Origin of the sequence: Acinetobacter kyonggiensis, assembly GCF_900107285.1 — a bacterium.
In the GTDB taxonomy this organism is placed as follows: domain Bacteria; phylum Pseudomonadota; class Gammaproteobacteria; order Pseudomonadales; family Moraxellaceae; genus Acinetobacter; species Acinetobacter kyonggiensis.
Window position 1 is genome coordinate 105,146 of sequence record NZ_FNPK01000002.1, and the last position, 22,256, is coordinate 127,401.

The 22,256-nt window shown below is 40.3% G+C and carries 16 protein-coding genes and 4 tRNA genes; 10 read left to right on the forward strand and 10 right to left on the reverse strand.

Features of this window, described 5'->3' with window-relative positions; translation table 11 throughout:
• Nucleotides 1-174 precede the first annotated feature (174 nt).
• The 4 genes from dld to lldP all read right to left on the reverse strand — a co-directional run bounded on the left by dld (nt 175) and on the right by lldP (nt 5,772).
• The gene (dld, locus tag BLV99_RS02310; protein WP_092687314.1) at nt 175-1,878 is read right to left on the reverse strand and encodes a D-lactate dehydrogenase; all 1,704 of its coding nucleotides are present in this window, start codon (nt 1,876-1,878) and stop codon (nt 175-177) included.
• A gap of 302 nt (nt 1,879-2,180) precedes the next feature.
• Nucleotides 2,181-3,335, reverse strand: a complete 1,155-nt coding sequence (lldD, locus tag BLV99_RS02320) for an FMN-dependent L-lactate dehydrogenase LldD (protein WP_086183580.1) — start codon at nt 3,333-3,335, stop codon at nt 2,181-2,183.
• Between the two features lie 2 nt (nt 3,336-3,337).
• A complete protein-coding gene (lldR, locus tag BLV99_RS02325) occupies nt 3,338-4,081 on the reverse strand; it encodes a transcriptional regulator LldR (RefSeq protein ID WP_092687562.1) in 744 nt (247 codons plus the stop codon).
• Nucleotides 4,082-4,101: 20 nt separating this feature from the next.
• Complete coding sequence (gene lldP / locus BLV99_RS02330) at nt 4,102-5,772, reverse strand: L-lactate permease (RefSeq protein ID WP_171259140.1); 1,671 nt, start codon at nt 5,770-5,772, stop codon at nt 4,102-4,104.
• 834 nt (nt 5,773-6,606) lie between these two features.
• On the opposite strand from lldP, the gene argG reads away from it, so the two are divergent.
• Complete coding sequence (gene argG, locus BLV99_RS02335; protein ID WP_086183583.1) at nt 6,607-7,950, forward strand: argininosuccinate synthase; 1,344 nt, start codon at nt 6,607-6,609, stop codon at nt 7,948-7,950.
• Between the two features lie 73 nt (nt 7,951-8,023).
• Here the strand turns inward: argG and BLV99_RS02340 are convergent, their stop codons facing one another.
• Nucleotides 8,024-9,283, reverse strand: a complete 1,260-nt coding sequence (locus tag BLV99_RS02340; protein ID WP_086183584.1) for a GGDEF domain-containing protein — start codon at nt 9,281-9,283, stop codon at nt 8,024-8,026.
• A gap of 151 nt (nt 9,284-9,434) precedes the next feature.
• On the opposite strand from BLV99_RS02340, the gene pyrC reads away from it, so the two are divergent.
• The 9 genes from pyrC (at nt 9,435) to BLV99_RS02385 (ending at nt 15,365) form a co-directional block, all read left to right on the forward strand.
• Nucleotides 9,435-10,469 (forward strand): dihydroorotase, encoded by a 1,035-nt coding sequence (gene pyrC, locus BLV99_RS02345; protein WP_086164566.1) that lies wholly within the window; start codon nt 9,435-9,437, stop codon nt 10,467-10,469.
• Entirely contained in the window at nt 10,454-11,113 is a 660-nt protein-coding gene (gene rnt, locus BLV99_RS02350) for a ribonuclease T (RefSeq protein WP_086164221.1), read from the forward strand. The genes pyrC and rnt overlap by 16 nt, the downstream gene beginning before the upstream one ends.
• Before the next feature lie 20 nt (nt 11,114-11,133).
• Nucleotides 11,134-11,209 (forward strand) — tRNA-Glu (locus tag BLV99_RS02355).
• A gap of 415 nt (nt 11,210-11,624) precedes the next feature.
• Nucleotides 11,625-11,700, forward strand: a tRNA-Glu gene (locus BLV99_RS02360).
• A 110-nt stretch (nt 11,701-11,810) separates the two neighbouring features.
• Nucleotides 11,811-13,229, forward strand: coding sequence for an amino acid permease (locus BLV99_RS02365; protein WP_086183585.1), 1,419 nt, complete (start codon nt 11,811-11,813; stop codon nt 13,227-13,229).
• Nucleotides 13,230-13,310: 81 nt separating this feature from the next.
• Nucleotides 13,311-14,204: a lipase family protein gene (locus BLV99_RS02370; RefSeq protein WP_092687320.1), complete on the forward strand. Its 894-nt coding sequence runs from the start codon at nt 13,311-13,313 to the stop codon at nt 14,202-14,204.
• Nucleotides 14,205-14,331: 127 nt separating this feature from the next.
• Nucleotides 14,332-14,407: transfer RNA gene (locus tag BLV99_RS02375), tRNA-Glu, on the forward strand.
• A gap of 42 nt (nt 14,408-14,449) precedes the next feature.
• Nucleotides 14,450-14,525 (forward strand) — tRNA-Glu (locus BLV99_RS02380).
• Between the two features lie 132 nt (nt 14,526-14,657).
• The gene (locus tag BLV99_RS02385) at nt 14,658-15,365 is read left to right on the forward strand and encodes a glutathione binding-like protein (RefSeq protein WP_092687323.1); all 708 of its coding nucleotides are present in this window, start codon (nt 14,658-14,660) and stop codon (nt 15,363-15,365) included.
• A gap of 7 nt (nt 15,366-15,372) precedes the next feature.
• Here BLV99_RS02385 and BLV99_RS02390 read toward each other — a convergent pair whose 3' ends face one another.
• From BLV99_RS02390 to BLV99_RS02410, 5 genes are all read right to left on the reverse strand, one after another.
• Entirely contained in the window at nt 15,373-16,617 is a 1,245-nt protein-coding gene (locus BLV99_RS02390; protein ID WP_086183588.1) for an NADH:flavin oxidoreductase/NADH oxidase family protein, read from the reverse strand.
• A gap of 100 nt (nt 16,618-16,717) precedes the next feature.
• A complete protein-coding gene (locus BLV99_RS02395; RefSeq protein WP_092687326.1) occupies nt 16,718-18,307 on the reverse strand; it encodes an ABC transporter ATP-binding protein in 1,590 nt (529 codons plus the stop codon).
• The gene (locus BLV99_RS02400; RefSeq protein ID WP_092687329.1) at nt 18,282-19,295 is read right to left on the reverse strand and encodes an ABC transporter permease; all 1,014 of its coding nucleotides are present in this window, start codon (nt 19,293-19,295) and stop codon (nt 18,282-18,284) included. Before BLV99_RS02400 ends, BLV99_RS02395 begins: the two co-directional genes overlap by 26 nt.
• Complete coding sequence (locus tag BLV99_RS02405) at nt 19,295-20,359, reverse strand: microcin C ABC transporter permease YejB (RefSeq protein ID WP_092687332.1); 1,065 nt, start codon at nt 20,357-20,359, stop codon at nt 19,295-19,297. The genes BLV99_RS02400 and BLV99_RS02405 overlap by 1 nt, the downstream gene beginning before the upstream one ends.
• A gap of 32 nt (nt 20,360-20,391) precedes the next feature.
• Entirely contained in the window at nt 20,392-22,230 is a 1,839-nt protein-coding gene (locus BLV99_RS02410; RefSeq protein WP_092687335.1) for an extracellular solute-binding protein, read from the reverse strand.
• Nucleotides 22,231-22,256: the final 26 nt, after the last annotated feature.

Below are 22,256 nucleotides of genomic sequence, written 5' to 3' on the forward strand. Positions count from 1 at the left end.
GAATCCTTTAAGGTTGGCTTTGCAACTTGTTGCATACTACTTTACCGACTTTTCATATTTTGTTTATGGCTTTTTAAATAATTTGTCTGCAAGAAACTGTCAATTTGACATAAAAAAAGTGTAGCTATTGAGACTACACTTAAAGTATTACACCTGATGATTATTTACCTCAATTTATGAAGATTTCCAGTTTTTTAATTTCGTTGTATGCCCAATACCGACATTGAAACGATTGGTTGGATCTAGTTTTTGATAATGTTTTTTAAGTGCTGGCTTCGCCACATATAAATGCCCCACATTATGTTCCGCAGGATATTCCGCACCACGCTCATCCAACAAATGCCACATTTGATGCTCTATCGCTAAAGGATCAACCCCTTTTTTGACGATATAGTCTTGATGAAAGACATGACACAGAAAATGACCGTAATAAAGTTTATGAATCATCAAATCATCGATGTCTTTGGGTAAAGTCTCTAACCATTCACGGTCATTACGGCGTAAAGCAATATCCAGCGCCACAATATCTTCAACCTCACTGCGATGGGTATCCCGATAACGAATCGCAGCACCAGCAACCGCAAAACGATGTAAAAAAGCTTTTCGTCCTTCTTCCTCTGTACACAAAAAATAATGACCTGAAGTATTTGAGGTAAAATATTGTTTTAAAAATTGCTCAACCTGTCCAACATCCTGATTTTCTATACGCAAAACCAAATGATGTTCATATAAATCACGGAATTCATTCATACGTTGCGGTAAATGGTTGGGCATAAACTTGGTGACCAATTGCAGAACTTTGTCCGAAAGTCCTTTCATGCCAAATTTTTCTAAATAACCATCGACCTTATCTTTCATGGCAAAAGCGGCTGGCACTTTGGCTGTACCAAACTTTTCAATAAACATGAAAGTATCTTTGCCATATTCAGCACCAATATCATAAGCAACACGGTGGATATATTCGCCTGCTATCGGCAAACGTGCTAAATCTTTGAGTAAAAAACGACGAATTTCAGTTAAATCATTCTGTGAATTTGTGCCGACATAGAACACTTGGCTTGGGATTTTCTCAAAAGTATCTAAACGCACTGCAAATACACACACTTTGCCTGCCGAACCCGATGCTTCAAATAAACGCGATGGATCTGCATTAAATCGTGCAGGCGTATTTTCATCTACTTGGGTTACATCGTGTGCATAATGCTGATCTGAAGCACAGCAATTTGCATCATTTTGGATATCATCTATTTGATAGTGCTGCTTTTGCAATTTAGATAAAATTTCTTCAGGCGTTGTACCTAAGTCCACACCTAAATGATTCACCAGTTCTAACTCACCTACTTCATTTACGCGGGCATAAAGTGCCAGCTCAGTATAAGCAGGTCCACGACGTACCAATGCGCCGCCCGAGTTATTACATACCCCACCTAACACAGATGCACCTATACACGATGAACCAATTACCGAATGTGGTTCACGGTTAAAGGGTGCCAATTCTTTTTCGAGTCGATCCAGTGTTGCACCCGGCAAACAAATCACTTGCTGACCGTCATTAATTACTTGAATCCCCGCTAAACGGCGAGTACTGATTAAAACGACTGGACGATCATAATCATCACCAAACGGTGTAGAACCACCCGTCAATCCTGTATTGGCAGCTTGCATAATCACAATACAATCTGCATCGACTGCAGTTTGTAAAACATGCCATTGCTCAATTAAAGAACCTGGGGTAACAACAGCCAAAACTTGACCAGAACCATAACGTCGACCCTGACGATATAAGCGTGTGGCATTATCATCGGTTAAAACGTGTGCTTTACCCACGATGCTGATGAGTTTATGAATGGTTTGCTGTGAATCTGATTGGGATTGCATATTCCATATCCTGTTTACGAATCCTTATTCAATATCAATCAACAAGGCATTCATTACGACGGAGTCTTTTCAATATTATTTATACTTCTGGATAAACCTTCGGTTCGACCTACTTTTCTTTCGGGAAAAGTAGGCAAAACCATTGTCATCCGCAAAACTCGGCAAAGACCGCCTTTTCAATACATTCTTCGCAGAAACATTATTTTTAATAATGTAGTCCTGCCTCAAACAATTGCAGATGACACTTTCGTGTATCAAACTTAGCGATTAAACTTATATTCCATTTTCATTCAAAATATAAATCACCCAGCCAATTCTCGATCCAATTTCACCAAACAATCAGAAGTAATATCTGCAATGGTTTTTGCACCTGTTAACGTCATTGCAACACGCATCTCTTTATCAATTAAATCTAATAGATTAGATACACCTGCTCCACCCGCAGCACCCAATGCATAAACAAATGCACGACCAAGCATGCAAGTATCCGCTCCCATCGCCAGCATACGGACCACATCTAAACCATTACGAATGCCTGAATCAGCTAGAATTTTAATCTCACCTTTCACCGCATCTGCAATTGGAGGCAATGCACGAGCACTGGATAAAACCCCATCCAACTGACGACCACCATGGTTTGAAACCACGATTCCATCTGCACCAAAACGAACAGCATCTTTAGCATCTTCAGGATCTAAAATACCCTTGATGACCATTGGACCATCCCAAAACTCACGAATCCACTCTAAGTCTTTCCATGAAATAGACGGGTCAAAGTTATTCCCCAACCAACCAATATAATCTTCAAGCCCTGTAGGTTTACCTAGATATTTTGAAATATTACCCAAGTCATGTGGACGACCATGTAAACCCACATCCCAAGCCCATTGAGGATGAAGTACCGATTGTAAATAACGACGCATTGCTGCATTTGGACCACTCATGCCCGAATGTGCATCACGATAACGCGCACCAGGTACGGGCATATCTACAGTAAAAACCAAGGTCGAACAGCCCGCAGCTTTAGCACGTTCTAAGGCATTTTTCATAAAGCCACGGTCGCGTAACACGTATAACTGAAACCACATTGGACGTTGAATCGCGGGGGCAACTTCTTCAATCGGGCACACTGAAACCGTAGATAAAGTAAAGGGAATGCCTTTCTTATCTGCCGCGACTGCTGCCTGTACTTCACCACGACGCGCATACATCCCTGTTAACCCTACAGGTGACAAAGCCACAGGCATCGATAAGGTTTCATTAAATAGCTTAGTTTCAAGACTTAAGGAAGACATATCATTCAAAACACGCTGTCTTAAGGCAATTTTGGATAAATCTTCTACATTGCGCTTTAGCGTATGTTCCGCATATGCACCACCATCGATGTAATGAAATAAAAACGGCGGTAAGCGACGTTTTGCAGCTTCACGGTAATCATTAGTAGAAGAAATAATCATAGCTATATCCTGTTTAATCGACTTGCACGCTGACGACGAGCTTCTTCTTCATCAATCGAGCGTACTTGTTGAACTACAAACTCAATATGTCCACACACTGCTTGTCGAGCAGCTTCTGGATCTCTACGTTCAATTGCAGCCATCACGCGAAAATGTTGGTCATGCAATTGATCAAAACGGTGTGATTCTGAATAGACTTTTCGACGGCCTAAAACCACGTTAAATTGCAACAAATCAAATAAGCCACGCATCATCTGAATGAGCACCAAATTATGTGATGCCTCAGCAATCGCAAGATGAAATTTAGCATCGGCTTTTGCGGCCTGATCATCATCACCAAGCGACTGAAAATAAGCAATTTTATCGTACCATTGACGAATATTTTGCAGGTCTTCTGGCGTGGCACGCTCTGCGGCATACCAAGCCGTCCCCCCTTCTAAAATGGTTCGTGCTTCCTGCACATCAAAACGATAAGCAGGATCTTGATCAATCAAATTAATTAAAGGCTGCACAATTTGATGTTGCGACCAATTGGTCGGCAACTGCTGCAAAAAAGTACCCGCCCCAACTTTACTTAACAACATGCCCATACTGCTCAGTTGCTGAATGGCTTCACGTAAAGAAGAACGGGAAACACCTAACTGCTCACATAATTTTCGTTCAGCAGGCAAACGATCTCCAACTTGCATATTATTTTTTTCAATCAATATACGAAGGCTTTGTACCACTTTGTCGGAGACTTTCATTTGCTGTCCTGAATTGCGTGTTATGGAATCATCCATGGGAACACATAAGCTTGTAAGGTAATAATAATACCCATCATTATGGTGAAAACGATACTGTGTTTCACCGTAAAACGGAACAGGTCTGATTCTTTACCTACCAATCCTACCGCAGCACATGCAATGGCAATCGATTGTGGAGAAATCATTTTTCCTGTAACCCCACCACTGGTATTGGCTGCAACCAATAATACTTCAGGCACACCAATTTGACGTGCTGTCGTTGCTTGTAATGCTGCAAACAATGCATTGGCTGAAGTATCTGAACCGGTTAAGAACACCCCAACCCAACCCAAGAATGGCGAGAAGAATGTAAAAGCTTTACCTGTATGCGCCAGTGCCAATGCCAAGGTTGCTGACATACCCGAATAATTGGCAATAAAAGCAAATGCCAACACCATACCAATCGAATAAATCGGTGTTTTCAATTCATAAATAGTTTCACCAAAAGTGACCACAGCTTCTTTTGGCTTCATTTTCAAGAAAAGAATGGTAATAACCGCAGCAATAAAAATGGCTGTACCTGTTGCAGAGAACCAGTCAAATTTAAAAATAGCATCATAGTTTTTGATTTCAGGTACAACGGGTGGCATTTTTTGCACCAATTGATGTAAATATGGCACTTTGATTGAAATCACTAAATCATGTAATGCACCGTCTTTGGTAAACAAATCTTTAAAAGGTTTGACACTCCAAATCGTCACCATTACGGTTAAAATCATAAATGGAGACCAAGCTTTGGCAATTTGTCCAATGCTGTATTTCTGTTGCTTTTGAGCCTCTAGGTTTTCATCAACATTTGCATCCTGATCAGCAAAGCGGAAGATATGCTTTGGTTTCCAGTATTTAAGTAAAATCGTCAAAGTCACTAAAGATGCAATTGCAGCGGTAATATCGGGTAATTCTGGGCCAACAAAGTTAGAGGTTAAATATTGTGCAATCGCGAATGATCCACCCGCCACAATAACTGCTGGCCATGTTTCTTTAATCCCACGCCAGCCATCCATAATCCCCATGATCCAGAACAGAACGATAGGCACCATAAACGGTAATTGACGACCCACCATCTGGCTGATTTCCATGGTATCAACCCCAGAAACCTGTCCTGCAACAATAATTGGAATACCCATGGCACCAAATGCAACAGGTGCAGTGTTCACAATTAAGCAAAGTCCTGCTGCATATAATGGTTTAAAACCTAAACCAACCAATAACGCAGCGGTAATTGCCACTGGTGCACCAAAACCTGCCGCACCTTCAAGGAAAGTACCAAATGCAAATCCCACCAACAGCATTTGTAAACGCTGGTCTTCAGTAATGGATAAAATTGAAGAACGGATAATATTGAATTGACCCGTTTTTACTGAAATTTTATATAAAAAGACTGCGCCAATAATGATCCAAGCAATCGGCCATAAACCGTAGAAAAAGCCATAAATCATTGATGCAAATGCGATTGTTACAGGCACCTGATAAGCAAAAAGTGAAACCAGTAATGCTAAAACAACGGTAATTGTTCCCGCCACACTACCTTTTAAGCGAAAAACAGCCAGTGCGAGGAAGAAAAAAATAATAGGAATAAGTGCAATAAAACTGGAGATCCAAATATTGCCAAGAGGATCATAAATCTGTTGCCAAGATTGAAGCATTGTCATCTCCTTGAAATGCTTACTGGTACATGAATAATGGAATAGTGGTCTGAACACTCACAAGATTACTCAGTAATTGGTATGACCAATATTGAGTAAAATAAAAAAATATTCCGTATTTACACAAATATAGTAAATTTTGTTTAATTAAAGATCAATATCGGTCTAACATATTTTATATTGGTCTGACCAATATTAAGTGAATTTCCATCATAAAATCTACTTATCCAACAAGCTCTAAAATCATAAAAATGGACAGCAGCTTTGTTTTTATTTAATTTTTTAGCATAAAATACGAAAATGCCTCCCAACCTACAACTTTAGTCTAATAGTCTATTTTTTATTGTTTACGCTGTACTTTAAAGCAGCAAAATTAAGCTCAAGAGATCCAAATCAAGATATTATTTTGCAAAAAACCGATTATTTTTTAAAATTCAGCCTTAAAAAAAGCTCATCATAAAATCACTTTTTCGATATAGATCATTTCCAATAAAATGACATTTGCAACAGGAATTGCCCATTTCAAACCCTTTATTTTCATCAATCTCGGCCTCTAAAGCATTTCTGCCCAGCCAAGAATAACGCTCCCACTGACACAGTTCCCAATACCATACATGGTAATTTTTGAATATTGACTTAACTTCATCTGCTGTCTTTTTAAGTTAATTAAATCAATCATCATTTTCCAAAATCGTTATCCCCTTAAAAATTGCAGATATTTTTTTGATTGGTTATTTTTACGAAAAAAAATTTCCCTAAGAGTGCTATAATTAAGCCAACTATAGATTCTCCTCGGCTACCAATTATCGTGGTGCCTATTTTATATCGTTAGGACTAACAATGACTGATAATGCAACGATCTTGCAGAATGTACCAGTAGGTAAAAAAGTTGGGATTGCCTTCTCTGGTGGCCTTGATACTTCAGCTGCTCTATTGTGGATGAAACAAAAAGGTGCTGAACCTTATGCCTATACCGCAAATTTAGGTCAGCCAGATGAAGATGACTATGATGCGATTCCAAAGAAAGCTGAAGCTTATGGCGCAGTAAAAGCACGTTTAGTGGACTGCCGTTTACAGCTTGCACTTGAAGGTATTGCTGCAATTCAGTGTGGCGCATTCCATATCAGTACCGGTGGTGTTCCTTACTTCAATACAACACCTCTTGGTCGTGCAGTGACAGGTACTATGCTTGTGACCGCAATGAAAGAAGATGATGTCAACATTTGGGGTGATGGTTCAACGTATAAAGGTAACGACATTGAACGTTTTTACCGTTATGGTTTGTTGACTAATCCTGCGCTTAAAATCTATAAACCATGGTTAGACCAGACATTTATTGATGAGTTAGGCGGCCGTGCCGAAATGTCACAATTCTTAATCGACAATGGTTTTGATTACAAAATGTCGAAAGAGAAAGCTTACTCAACTGATTCAAATATGTTGGGTGCAACGCACGAAGCAAAAGATCTTGAATACCTCAATGCTGGTATCAAAATCGTTGACCCAATTATGGGCGTTGCTTTTTGGAAAGATGACGTAGCGGTTAAAGCTGAAGAAGTCACGGTTACTTTCGAAGAAGGTATGCCTGTTGCTTTAAATGGCCAACGTATCGAAGACCCAGTTGAGTTGATTCTTGAAGCGAACCGTATCGGTGGTCGTCATGGTCTAGGTATGTCGGATCAAATTGAAAACCGTATCATTGAAGCGAAATCTCGTGGTATTTACGAAGCGCCGGGTATGGCTCTACTTCATATCGCTTATGAACGTCTGGTCACAGGGATTCATAACGAAGATACCATTGAACAATACCGCATCAACGGTTTACGTTTAGGTCGTCTGCTTTATCAAGGTCGTTGGTTTGACTCTCAAGCGCTTATGCTGCGTGAAACTGCACAGCGTTGGGTTGCTAAAGCCATTAGTGGTACTGTAACTTTAGAACTGCGTCGTGGTAATGACTACACCATTATGAACACTGAATCTGAAAACCTCACTTATGAAGCTGAGCGTTTAACCATGGAGAAAGGTGATTCAATGTTCTCTCCGATGGATCGTATTGGTCAACTCACCATGCGTAATTTAGATATCACAGATACACGTGCTAAATTAAGCATTTATACCAACACTGGCTTACTTGCAGTGGGTACGGGTTCTGCTGTTCCGCAATTAAAAGACAAAAACAAATAAGTTTGTTTAAAGTCAAAAAACCGCCTCATGAGGCGGTTTTTTTATATCTCATTTTAAAAGCTAATTTAAAATTTTAGGCAACTTGTGTTGTACGAATAGATTGATAATAAATTTGATTTCGTCCCAGTTCCTTCGCTCGATATAAAGCCTGATCTGCAATACTGAGTAATTCTTCTTTACCTAACTCTATTTCCCCCCGATACACCGTAACCCCTAAACTAATCGTAATATGATTTGAGACTAAAGATTTGATGTGCGGAATTTCTAAACGATCAATGGCTTTATATATATTGGATGCCACGGCATAAGCACCATGCGCGTCGGTTTCAGGTAATAACACCACAAATTCTTCACCACCATATCGCGCAACAAAGTCCATATGTCGTATGGCATTTTTAACTGATTTTGCAATAGAGGAAATCACATCATCCCCTTTTTGATGACCATAAAAATCATTATATTTCTTAAAAAAATCGACATCAATAAACAAAACAGACAAAGGCGTTTGATCACGACGGGATTGTTCGTAAAATACATCCATCATTTCATCAAATGTTCGACGATTTGAAATTTTAGTCAGTTCATCATGCTGACTTAAATGGAGTAATTCTGAATTATAAATACGGTGAATTTTTTCACTTACTTTGGAACGCATTGAATATAAATAAATCATTCGTTCACGGGCAAAAATCATCTGGCTAATCACATAGCCGAGCATACAGCTGCCAAACAAAATACGTGCTAACACCATCGCATCAAAATTAACATTCAGTCCGACAAAAATAAAAACTGTGACTGTTGCTGCGGATAAACCCGTCATCAACATATAAAAGGGTTTCACCCCAGTCAGAATATAAGCCAGTATATAAATAATACAGACGATTGCCATCGCTTGATTTTGTAAGGCAACCGTTTCAACCGTAATGGTCAGCCATGAAATTGAAACAATTGCCCAAAACATGATAACCATGGAAGCATGAGAAAAATATGGACGCGCTTTAGGAGAAGAAGCAAAAAAGAATAACGCCAACAAACATAGAGCGCCATTTAGTAACCCAAGCATACATTGCAAAAAATCATGCACAAAATATTGCTTATCGATAATCCAATAATCACTGGGCACCATGACGACAGTAAAAATAAAATAAGCTAAAATACCACCCCAAACATATTTTTCCACATGCTTTCGGGCACGTTCTAAGTTTTTTGACCAAAACTCTTGTTCCATTTTTTTTGGAAAAACTTGACCTACACGACGACTTTGCCGCGTAATCAGTTCTTCTATTTTTTCTTTATCGTACTGTAATTTAGCCAGATTATACTTATATTCCATTGCTAGGCATTATGTAATTCTTTTAGTTACTTAAAATAACATAATTTTATTGTTTATAATTATATATATCTCACCATTTGTCTTTAATTCCCGTTACCATTTTCACACTTTATGGATTATCATTTGTTTTATTTCTTTGATTGAAATGACCTTGAATACGATCACTCTTCTCCAGCCAGATGATTGGCATGCTCACCTTCGCGATGGTCTCTCATTACAACGCACGGTTCCTGATTTAGCTCAGCAGTTTGCTCGCGCAATCTGTATGCCCAATACTGTTCCTCCTGTAAAAACAGTTGAAGAAGCAATTGCGTATCGTGAACGCATTATGGCACATGTACCAGAAGGCATCGCCTTTGACCCACGTATGGTGCTTTATTTCACTGACCACACTGCGCCAAGTGAAGTCAAAAAAATTAAAGAATCTGAACATGTAAATGCCATCAAGCTATATCCTGCTGGTGCAACCACAAACTCAGACAACGGTGTCAGCGATATTCGTAAAGTTTATGCGGTGATTGAACAACTTGAAGAACATCAAGTGCCTTTACTGCTACATGGCGAAGTCACTCACAGCCATGTCGATATCTTTGATCGTGAAAAACGCTTTGTAGATGAAATTTTAGCGCCATTACTTAAACAATTTCCAAAGCTAAAATTGGTTTTGGAACATATCACCACCAGTGAAGCTGCACATTTTGTCCTTGAACAAGACCGCAATGTAGCTGCTACAATTACGCCACAGCATTTATTGTTTAATCGCAATGATATGTTGGTCGGTGGTATCAAGCCGCATTTCTATTGTTTGCCTATTTTAAAACGTCAAACCCATCAGCAAACTTTACTTGAAGTTGCAACCAGCTCGAATCCTAAGTTTTTCTTAGGTACAGACAGTGCGCCTCATTCAAAAAATGCCAAAGAAAATGCATGTGGTTGTGCAGGTTGTTATAGTGCACCGACCGCAATTGAATTATATGCTCAAGCTTTTGACCAAGTTGGTAAAATTGACCGTCTAGAAGGTTTTGCTAGCCATTTTGGTGCTGACTTCTATGGTCTTCCACGTAATACCAACACCATTACCTTGGTCAAAGAAGATCAAATTATTCCGACCAGTTTAGACTATTTGGATGGTGAACAAATTATCCCTCTGTATGCGGGTAAAACCATTCAATGGAGAAAAGTGTGACAGATGAAACCCAACCAATAATTGGTCAACGTTTCCGTGGATTTTTACCTGTTGTTGTGGATGTCGAAACAGCAGGTTTTAACTCACAGACCGATGCCTTATTGGAAATTGCAGCAATCCCAATCATTTATAATGAAGCAGGTCAGTTTGTGCCAGGTGAAGCTTACCATGCACATATCAACCCTTTCCAAGGGGCTAACTTAGACCGTCGTTCCTTAGATTTTATTGGTATTGATCCGTCCAATCCAATGCGTATGGCCATGGCTGAAGATGAAAAGACCGCATTAAAGCGTATTTTTAAAGCCGTGAATGAGGTACGTCGTCAGCAAAACTGTACCCATGCCGTATTGGTTGGACATAATGCCCATTTTGATTTAGGTTTTGTACAAGCTGCTATTGCGCGTACTGGAACTAAAAATCAAAATCCTTTTCACAGTTTTTCTGTATTCGATACAGTGACTTTAAGTGCTGTGATGTTTGGTCAAACGGTACTAGCAAAATCTTGTATTCAAGCTGGAATTGAGTTCGATGGCAAAGAAGCACACTCTGCTTTATACGATACTCAAAAGACTGCGGAACTGTTCTGTTATATTTTGAACAAACTCGCACCTTACCTACTTGACACTTTGGCGGCGGATCAATAAGATACCGCCATCTTCTAAACGTCCCTATCGTCTAGAGGCCTAGGACATCGCCCTTTCACGGCGGTAACCGGGGTTCGAATCCCCGTAGGGACGCCATCTATTATTTCTGCTTTATTCAATTTCTAAATATTGCTCTATATATTTAGCCATAAGTTTATTTATAATTGATCGATACTCTTATTTATCAATTTCATTAAAAATAATCCTTATTTCTGTTTTTTTAATACACCATACTTAACAATAATTTTTTGTTTTTATTTGCCCTACCTTTACCCTAAGACTTGCTTACTCATTCACTTAGTTTTGTAGCCCCTTGCATTTTAAGTTCAACTGCATATATCAGCATAGAATGAGCCTTCGATTAATCCATGTATAAGCACTATTTAAAAACTGCGCTTTTTTATTTTGAATTTGTTATTTTTTATGCAATCAATTCAATCTTATAAAAATAATGCCATTACAGGTTTGACAGCCTGATCAAAAATCCATACTATACCCATCACCTCATTACGACCCTATCGTCTAGAGGCCTAGGACATCGCCCTTTCACGGCGGTAACCGGGGTTCGAATCCCCGTAGGGTCGCCATATATCGTGCTATACGATCATTCAAGCTCCAACATTCATCATTATTGCATTGCAGATTTGTAGTTTTTCACTACAATAGCTCGCTTCATCTATATCTTTCCTTTTCTCTTATGCAGCCATCTCATACTCCGAATGATGCTTCGCATCAGGGCAATTCTGCGCCATTAAAACGCGCTATGAGTACCCGACACCTAGTCATGATTTCGCTTGGTGGCGCAATCGGGACAGGGTTATTTTTAGGTTCGGGTGAAGTCATTGCACAAACGGGGCCTGTGGGTGCCATTTTTTCTTATCTTTTAGGCGGTTTAATTGCCTACGCTGTAATGCTTTGCTTAGGCGAGCTTGCCGTACATATGCCTGAATCTGGCTCTTTTGGTAGTTATGCACAAAAATTCATTGGTCCTGGTACAGGCTATACCATTACGTGGTTGTATTGGCTCACTTGGACTGCCACCCTTGGAACTGAATTTACTGCTGCCGCACTACTGATGCAGGAATGGTTTCCTCAAATTTCAGTCTGGATTTGGACGATTGCTTTTGCCGCAATTGTTTTTGGGCTGAATATGACATCAACCAAACTGTTTGCTGAATCTGAATTCTGGCTGTCTTTAGTCAAAGTTGTGACTGTGATTGTCTTCATTATTTTAGGTCTTTTGGCCATCTTTGGCATACTTTCTTTCCAAGGTCACTCATCTGCGCCTTTATTTAGTAATCTAACGGCTCAAGGTTGGTTCCCTCAAGGTTTATTCCCTATTTTTGCCACCATGCTGATTGTGAATTTTGCCTTTTCAGGGACAGAATTGATTGGTGTTGCCGCAGGTGAAACAGAAGACCCAGCGAAGAATGTACCGAAAGCTATTAATGCCGCAATTTGGCGACTGTTAATCTTCTTTGTCGGGACAATTGTTGTCATTAGCGCACTCTTGCCACATCAAATGGCAGGCTTAAATGCTGAAGGGGTCAGTAGTAGTCCATTCGTGACCGTGTTTACCTATATTGGTATTCCATATTCAGAAGATATTATTCGCTTTGTCATTATCACCGCGCTGTTATCCGCAGCAAATTCTGGCTTGTATGCTGCTTCGCGTATGATGTGGTCTTTATCGGATAAAAAACAATTACCTGCTGTATTTTCTACAGTCAATCATCGTGGTATTCCATTTGTTGCCATTATTGTCACCATGTTTGGCGCACTTCCGGGCTTATTATCAGAACAATTTGCACCTGAAACAATTTTTAAAAATTTACTCGGAATAGCCGCATTTACCATGGTGATTGTATGGATGAGCATTTGCTTAAGCCAATTCAATTTCCGTCGCCAGTGGTACAAAGCGGGTCATACAGCGAAAGAGTTAGGCTTTGCTGCACCACTCTTTCCAATCGTCCCCATTCTTGGTTTTGTTTTCTGTTTGATCACTGGTATTAGTATGGCAACTGACCCAGAAATGTTACCGGGCTTTATTGGTTGTCTAATCTTTATTGCAGGTTGTTATCTGAGTTATTATATTTTCTACCGAAAGCAAAACTAACACACAAAAAGAGTGGTCAAGTACCACTCTTTTTTTTAAGCTAAATACAGACAATGTCCTCTATAAAAAATCTGAGCCTGTATGAAAATCATTTTTATTCACGGCATGAATCAACAAAATTATGATGAAAATGCTTTAAAACAACATTGGTTGAATGTATTTAAAACTGGCTTAAATCATGCAGAGCAAAATATTGAGCTTAAATCACTGGATATTAAACTGCCCTTTTATGGCGACTTACTGAGCAAACACCAGCTCTATAACATTTTAGATTTAGCCACACTACTCCCTAAGTCACTTTTACATTTACACCTTCCCTTTCACCTCAGACAGAACACATCTATTGTTCAAGAACATAGGCCATGTGTCACCCCCTTACCCTGTTTCAATCCTGAGCAATCTGAATCGCTTACTCAGCGTTTATCCGTCATTTCAGCGTTAACCAAAGACCATGCTTTTAGAGAATTAAGCATGTTTCTCAACCACTACCCAAAACTACACGAAACGCTAATTCATAAATTTTTAATCGAAACCTATTTGTACTTGTCCAATCCGGACTTTATGCATGAAGTTCACCAAAGAATTATGTCCCATATCCATCCGACTAAAGATCATATTATTGTGGCGCATTCATTAGGAACCGTCATTGCCTACAACTTATTGCATCAATTTACCCATTTTAGAGTGCATCGGTTTATTACCCTCGGCTCACCACTTGCATTTAAAGTGGTTCAAGAAAAACTTAACTTACCTATTTCTCGACCACCTCAACTGCATGGCGATTGGTTTAATTTTTATTCACCCGATGATTTCCTAACCGCTTTCCCTTTATGCGAAGCACCTTTCAATTTCGAACCACCGATTATTAATCAAGCAATCACTACGCTTGTGAATAATCCACATCAAATTACCGGTTACCTACAACACCCAGCGGTTATTAAAAGCATTGTGGATGCTTTAAAGCTCAAAAAATAAGCCACTTCAAAGTATATTTCACAGATTTGTTTTATTTTTATTCACTTGATTCTATTTTTAAAGATTATGCTCGAAAAAGGTTTGACAGCTTTTCATATCCACCCTATTATACGCCCACCTCTGAAACGACCCTATCGTCTAGAGGCCTAGGACATCGCCCTTTCACGGCGGTAACCGGGGTTCGAATCCCCGTAGGGTCGCCATTTAATTTATGGTTTTGTTTTCAGAAGTATGCCTCACCTATTGACCCTATCGTCTAGAGGCCTAGGACATCGCCCTTTCACGGCGGTAACCGGGGTTCGAATCCCCGTAGGGTCGCCACATTCGAGATTGAAAAATCTCATAAAAAAGCCTGATTAATAATAATCAGGCTTTTTTATTTTCAGCAGTATCATCTTCAAAATCGCATTGTGTTTTATACTCAAGTCCAACAAAACAATAAATTATTACTTCATGCAGATTCGTCTATTTCATAAAACCAATTCGCGCTCTCAACGCATCGTATGGTTATTAGCCGAATTAAAACTCGATTATGAATTGGTTTTTTGTGATAACAATCCATCGGATCAAAACTCCGCGCACATTAAACATCCGCACCGACTTGCAAAATTTCCAACTGTGCAAATTTGTGAAAATGATGGTTCAGATGTGATTACCCTTGCTGAGACAGCTGCAATTGCAGATTATTTTAGCTATTTATGTAATGACTTAGGCATAACTCAGCTTAGCCAGCAAGAAATACAGTATTTTTATTATTGGAAAAATTTTGCTGAAGCGACATTGATGCCTGATTTAGCACTCAAACAAATTTTTGCTGCAATTGTAACAAGAACACCTTGGGCAGTACGTTTTGTCAGTCAATTGCTAAAGTTTGGATTTGATCGCGGCTATTTAAATCATACCTTGCATCAACATCTGCAAATGATTGATGAACATCTAAAAGACCACAGCTATGTTGCAGGTCAGCAGTTCACCATTGCAGATCTTTTATTATGGTTTCCCTTGTTGGCTTGCACACAATCCAACCCAGCGTTTGAATCGTTACCGCATATCCAGCGTTATTTATTACTCATCCAAAGCAGACCCGCCTTTCAACGTACATTGGAGAAAGGACAATGGTCTGCTGTGGAGTTTCAATCGTATTGGTCTAAAGCATGGTAATCAATACCTATGCACTACGACGTGAATTGACCCGACCTTTAATCATAGCGGTAATATTGCCTTTGGCGTATTTTAAGAATACTTTAAGCGGGGACAATTTAGGATTTGGACGTTTGCCCTGCGCAATATCTTTAAACTGTGCGGCATACCAAATAATTTCCATAATCGCCATTTTATCGACCATCGGAATACCTGTTTTAATATTATTGACTGCGTAACGCACATCTTGCCCCGCAATCAGACGATCGGTTAAATCGGTTTCGACGGCCAAAGGACGTGCAATACCAATAAATTCACAAGCACCACTGTCTAAGGCTGCATTCATTCCTTCTACGGTACGGAAACCACCCGTCACCATTAAATGGCATTTTACTTCTTTGCGAATGTTCTCTGCAAAATCGAGGAAATATGCTTCGCGGGCAATGGTACTGACTTTACGTTTATCGGCTTTAGCCCCAGCCATTGCTGGTGCTTCATAGGTTCCGCCTGAAATCTCAATTAAATCAATACCCGCTTCATCAATGGCTTTAAAGACAGTAATCACTTCTTCTTCCGTAATACCGCCACGCTGGAAGTCTGCTGAATTTAGCTTTACTGAAATAATAAATTGCTCTGAAGTCGCTGCGCGTACAGCTTGATAAATTTCCAATAAGAAGCGCATACGATTTTCAATTGAACCGCCCCATTGGTCTTGACGTTTATTGGTCAATGGTGATAAAAATTGACTGATCAGATAACCATGTGCGCCATGTAACTGTACGCCTTCAAAGCCCGCTTTTTCACAAATTTTTGCCGATGTGGCAAAGCGCTGAATAATGTCCAAAATTTCATCTTCACGTAATTCACGCGGTGTACCAAAAGTTGTCGCTAGCATTGGACTAAACGGCACAGCCGAAGGGGCAACAGTTTCTTTATTGAGTCCTTTGGGGCACTGGCGCCCCGGATGCGACAATTGAATCAATTGCACCATGCCATATTGCTTACCAATTGCTGCCCAGCGTTGCAATTGAGCGAGATCTCGCTCTGATTCAATCACCACAACACCCGGTTCATTTTTGGCACGAAAGTCCACCATCACATTGCCAGTAATCGCACAACCTAAGCCACCTTTTGCCCATGCTTCATATAAACCCCAGTGTAATTGGCTCGGCTGACCTGCATAATTGGCTAAGGCTTCACTCATCGCACCCTTAATAATGCGGTTTTTAAAGTTGATATTTCGAATACTGGCTGTTTCAGCAAGATGACTCATACTCATACCCTAATTTATTTGTCGTTATGTAGAGCTAAAACTCTAAACTTTTTATATTATCCGTCAATGACTATTCTGACAATATGACTTGTCAGTAAACTTATACATACTGGCTTGCGGCAATCAATTGTTGGGTATATTCCGTTTTCGGATTTAAAAATAATTGCTCTGTGGTCTGAAATTCCATCACTTTGGCACGACGTAAAACCAAAACTTTTTGACAAAGTGCTTTCACAACCTGTAAATCATGGCTGATAAATAAATAACTAATTTGGTGTTCTTGCTGCAAATGCCTTAACAGCTTCACTATCGCCCGTTGTGTGGTGCGATCCAGTGCCGAAGTCGGTTCATCCAGTACCAGTAATTTAGGGTCAAGCACCAACGCTCGTGCCAAAGCCACACGCTGCCGCTGTCCCCCCGAAAGCTCATGTGGGTAACGCGTTCTAAAGCGAATGGGTAATTCTACTTTTGCTAAAGCTTCATCAATACGCTGTGATATTTCAGAATTAGAAAGTTTTTTTAAACCCAAACCCTCCCCAATGGTCTGCTCCACATTCAAACGTGGATTTAAACTGCTAAATGGGTCTTGAAAAACGATTTGAAATTCAGCACGTAAAGGACGTAATTGTGTTTCATTGCATCGGTTTAAATCTGTACCAAGCAAAACAATTTCACCCTCACTTTTAATAAGTCGGGTAATCGCCAAAGCCAGTGAACTTTTACCTGAACCACTTTCCCCAACAATGCCAATCGACTCCCCCTGTGCCAACTGTAAATCTAAAGGTTCAACAGCGACAAAGTAATCTTTGACTCGGTTTAACCAACCCTGCTTAATTGGAAACTTCACCGCAACATTGTGTAAAGTCAATATATGAGGACGATCTGCAATCGCGATGGCTTGACCAAAATCATGATTCAATAAATCTTGGGTATATGCCTGCTTTGGATGTTTAAATATTTCGTCAACACTGCCCTGTTCTGCAACCAGGCCTTTATTCATCACAATCACCTGATCGGCATAGCGATGAACCAAATTTAAGTCATGGCTAATCAAGATCATAGCCATATTGCGGCTTTGTTGTAATGATTTAAGCAGTGCTAAAATTTGCGCCTGTAAAGTCACATCCAAAGCCGTCGTTGGCTCATCTGCAATTAAAATATCGGGATCTAAGGCCAAAGCCATGGCAATCATCACACGTTGACGCTGACCACCCGACAGTTCATGTGGATAACGGCGCAATTTATCCTCTGGGTCGGTCATACCCACATCGTTGAGTAATTCGATAACACGCGCTTGAGTCTTTGCTTTTGACCAGCCTTGCAGCAACAACGTTTCACCAATAATCTTTTCCACCCGATGTAATGGGTTTAAAGCCGTCATCGGTTCTTGGAAAATCATCGCCATTTTCTGACCACGAATTTGTCGCAGTTGTTCAGACTTGAGGGTTAACACATCTTGTTGCCCTAACCAGACCTGACCTTGTATGGTTAAAGTACTGGGTAAAAGCCCCAGTAAAGCCAAACTACTGATCGACTTCCCTGAACCACTTTCACCGACAATGGCAATGGTTTCACCGGCATGGAGCTGAAAATTTAAATCATCCACCAACAGCTGTTGCTCATGCTGAATATTTAAATGTTCTACAGCCAATACCACTTTTGGATTATTGACGTCTTGGATCGAATGCATCACGTGTCGCCTCCCCAATATAAATCAATAATGATAAAACAATGGCTAAGGTAAAGAAGCCTGACAGTGCCAACCATGGTGCATTTAAATTCGACTTGCCTTGTAATAACAATTCACCTAAGGATGCTGCATCTGGAGGTAAACCATATCCCAAGAAGTCCAAAGCCGTCAGTGCAGTAATATTGGCCGTTAACATAAATGGCAGTTGTGACAAGCTCGAACTCATGGCATTCGGTAAAATATGCCGAAACATAATGGTTCGATCACTGACTCCCAGACCACGTGCTGCACGAACATAGTCCAAATTACGGGCTTTCAAAAATTCTGCGCGCACCAACCCCACCAGTGTCGTCCAACCAAAACAGAGCATAATCAGAAACAGCCAATACACATTTGGGGTAAACATACTGACCAGAATCATCACCATAAATAATGTCGGTAAGCCACCCCAGACTTCAAGGATACGCTGCCCCAGTAAATCGACCCATCCACCATAATAGCCCTGAATTGCGCCCACCACGATTCCCAGAATGGCTGAAGCAAAGGTTAAGGCAAAGCCAAAAAGCAGCGACACGCGTAAACCATAGAGAATACGTGCCAACACGTCTCGTCCTTGGTCATCGGTTCCTAACCAGTTTTGCGAAGTTGGTGCAGAAGGTACAGGCACCGCCAGTTCTAAATTTGGCGTTTGGTAGGAATATTGAATCAGGGGCCAAAGCGCCCACCCTTGATTATCAATCAGCTGTTGTACTACGGGGTCTTTATAATCGGCTTCTGTTTCAAATACACCGCCAAAGGTGGTTTCGGGATAGGATTTAAAAACAGGTAGATAAAATGAATCATCATATTTCACTAACAGCGGTTTATCGTTAGCAATCAATTCCGAAGCCAGCGACACAATAAAAATCAGCGCAAATAAAATCAGACAAGCAAAACCGAGTTTATTTTCCTTAAAGCGTTTTAAGCGCATATGCATTAAAGGTGACATTACTCTGCACCTCGTGAATCAAAATTAATACGCGGATCAATCACCTGATACAGTACGTCACTGATTAAACGTAAAAGCAAACCGAGCAAGGTGAATAAAAATAATGTACCAAAAATGACAGGATAATCACGCTGTTGAATGGCTTCAAAGCCCAGCAAACCTAAACCATCTAAATTAAAGATGATTTCAATAAATAAGTTGCCAACAAAGAAAATACCAATCAATGCTTCGGGTAAACCCGCAATCACAATCAACATCGCATTTCGGAACACGTGACCATATAACACGCGTGATTCGCTTAAACCTTTAGAACGCGCAGCCAAGACATATTGTTTGTTTAACTCTTCCATAAAGGAATATTTGGTTAAATAGGTCAGTCCCGCAAAACCACCAATCACCATGGCTAATAACGGCAAAGTCATATGCCAAAAATAATCTTTAATTTTACCCAGCCAACTTAAGCTGTGAAAATTTTCAGACACTAAGCCCTGCAAGGGAAACCATTGAAAATAGGAGCCACCGGCAAAAAAGACTATCAGTAACACGGCAAAAACAAAAGATGGGATGGCATAGCCAATCGCCAATAACATTGAGGTCGATTTATCAAACAGCATGCCATGTTGGCGCGCCTTTTTAATCCCCAAAGGAATCGAAATCAGATAAATTAACAAAGTGCTCCATAAGCCCAAAGACAAGGACACTGGCATTTTTTCCCAAAGTAATTGGGTAACAGGCTTATCTTTAAAAAAACTGGTGCCAAAATCAAAGCTGGCATAACTTTTCAGCATAGTCCAAAAGCGTTCATGTGCAGGTCGATCAAAACCATATTGGGCTTTAATCTTCTCCACCATTTCCTCACTTAAACCTTTTGCACCCTGATAATTACTTTTGCTATGCGCAGTTTCACCACCCGTTGCACCCATACCTTGAAAAGTTTCCGCTTGTTGAATCGCTTGCTCAACGGGCCCTCCCGGTGCAATTTGAATCACCACAAAGTTAATCAGTAAAATGAAAAACAGGGTCGGAATAATCAGCAGCAGTCTTTTTAATATATATATGCCCATCGAAACAATGTTCCTTGTGCCTTGGTGATTGCTTATTGTTGACGTAAATAATGCGTGATTTTTTTGGCTTGTTCGGCATCACTCCACCAATAGTCAATCCCCGATGATAACTTTGGTTTGACTTTAGGCTGATGATACATATTCCAATAGGCAAACCAGTTTTCACCTTTACCATAAGTCGGAATTTGATAATAACCAGCACGTAATAATCGATCGAGCACCTTGGTTCTCAGCACCAATTGTTCGCGATCTGGTGCCTGAATAACCTGCTGAATGACAGCATCAATCACCGCATTTTTAATGCCCGAATAATTATAATTCCCCGGCTGATCTGCCGATGCGCTGCCCCAAAACTGCGCCTGCTCATTGCCCGGATTAAGTGACTGTGGCATCACGCTGGTGGTCATGTCAAAATCTTTACTCCGCATTCGTTCAATGTACTGTGGCACATCGACTTGTCGAATAGCAACATCAACACCCAAACGCTTCATATTGCGGATAAATGGCATCAGCGTACGCTGCAAACCCTCTTGATGAATGAGGAATTCAATCTGAATGGGCTGGGCTTTGCTGTCCAGTAATCGTCCATTTTGGAAGGTATAACCTGCTTTTAATAACTGCTGCCGTGCAATGAGCAAATTATTACGATTAAAACCACTGGCATCAGAAATTGGATATTGCCAAGCTTTAAGCACCCCCTGACGTTGAATCGGATTTAATCGTGCCAAATACGGCTTCAAAATGGCCATTTCTGCCCGACTAGGAACACCTTTCGCTTCAAGTTCACTGTTGGAAAAATAGCTCTGCAAGCGTTGATATTGCCCATAAAACAAAGCTTTATTTTGCCATTCAAAATCATAAGCATTGCTGATGGCTTGACGAAATTGAATGTCATTAAAAGGGGCACGGCGCGTATTAAAGACAAAACTTTGTGTCGCAATCGGATTGTGGTGCTGAAATCTATATTTCACCACCATCCCCGATTTCACAGCAGGAAAATTGTATTCCGTAACCCATTTGCGCGCAGTCATTTCTTCATGCAAGGTATATTGACCCGACTTAAAACCTTCAAAAGCGATGTCTAAGCTGCGGTAATAGACATACTTCAAACGCGCAAAATTATAACGCCCTTTATTCACCGCTAAGTCTTTGCCCCAATAATTGGGATTCAATTTATAGGTAATACTGCGACCAGCATCAATGCGATCAATTAAATAAGGCCCTGAACCCAAAATAGGTTGCAAAGTGACGCGGGTAAAATCTTTATGCAGCCAATCCTTTTTTGAATAAATCGGCATTTGCGACAAAATCAGCGGCATTTCCGTGTTTTTGTCCGATTTAAAACTCATCTTGACCACATATTTGGACAAGACTTCAGTTTTATCCAAATCAGCCAAATACATTTGCAAACCCGGATTGGATTTAGTCTGATAAGCATCAAAACTAAACTTGACATCTTGTGCTGTCACGGCACTGCCATCGCTAAAACGTGCTTTTGGATTTAAATGAAAAATGACATATTGCATTTTTTTAGGATCAAAGGTGACTTTTTCTGCCAGCAAAGGATACATCACCCCAGGCTCATCCAGTGAACTTGACATCAATGAATCAAACAGATGCTCAACCCCATCTGTGGAACTGCCTTTACCATTCATACTATTTAAGTTATCGAACGTGCCATTACTGGCGGTACTTAAATAGCCCCCTTTCGGCGCATGGGCATTGGCATAAGGCATGACAGACAAGCCAGCATATTTCGGCTGACTATGTACGGCAATATACGGTGTAGTCTGCACAGCAGCCCACACCCCTTGAGTCAGAAGACCCAGTCCACAGGCAAAACCAAAGCGTTTTGCGCTAGCCAATAACATGTAAAAGCACTCCCTGTCTTTGCATG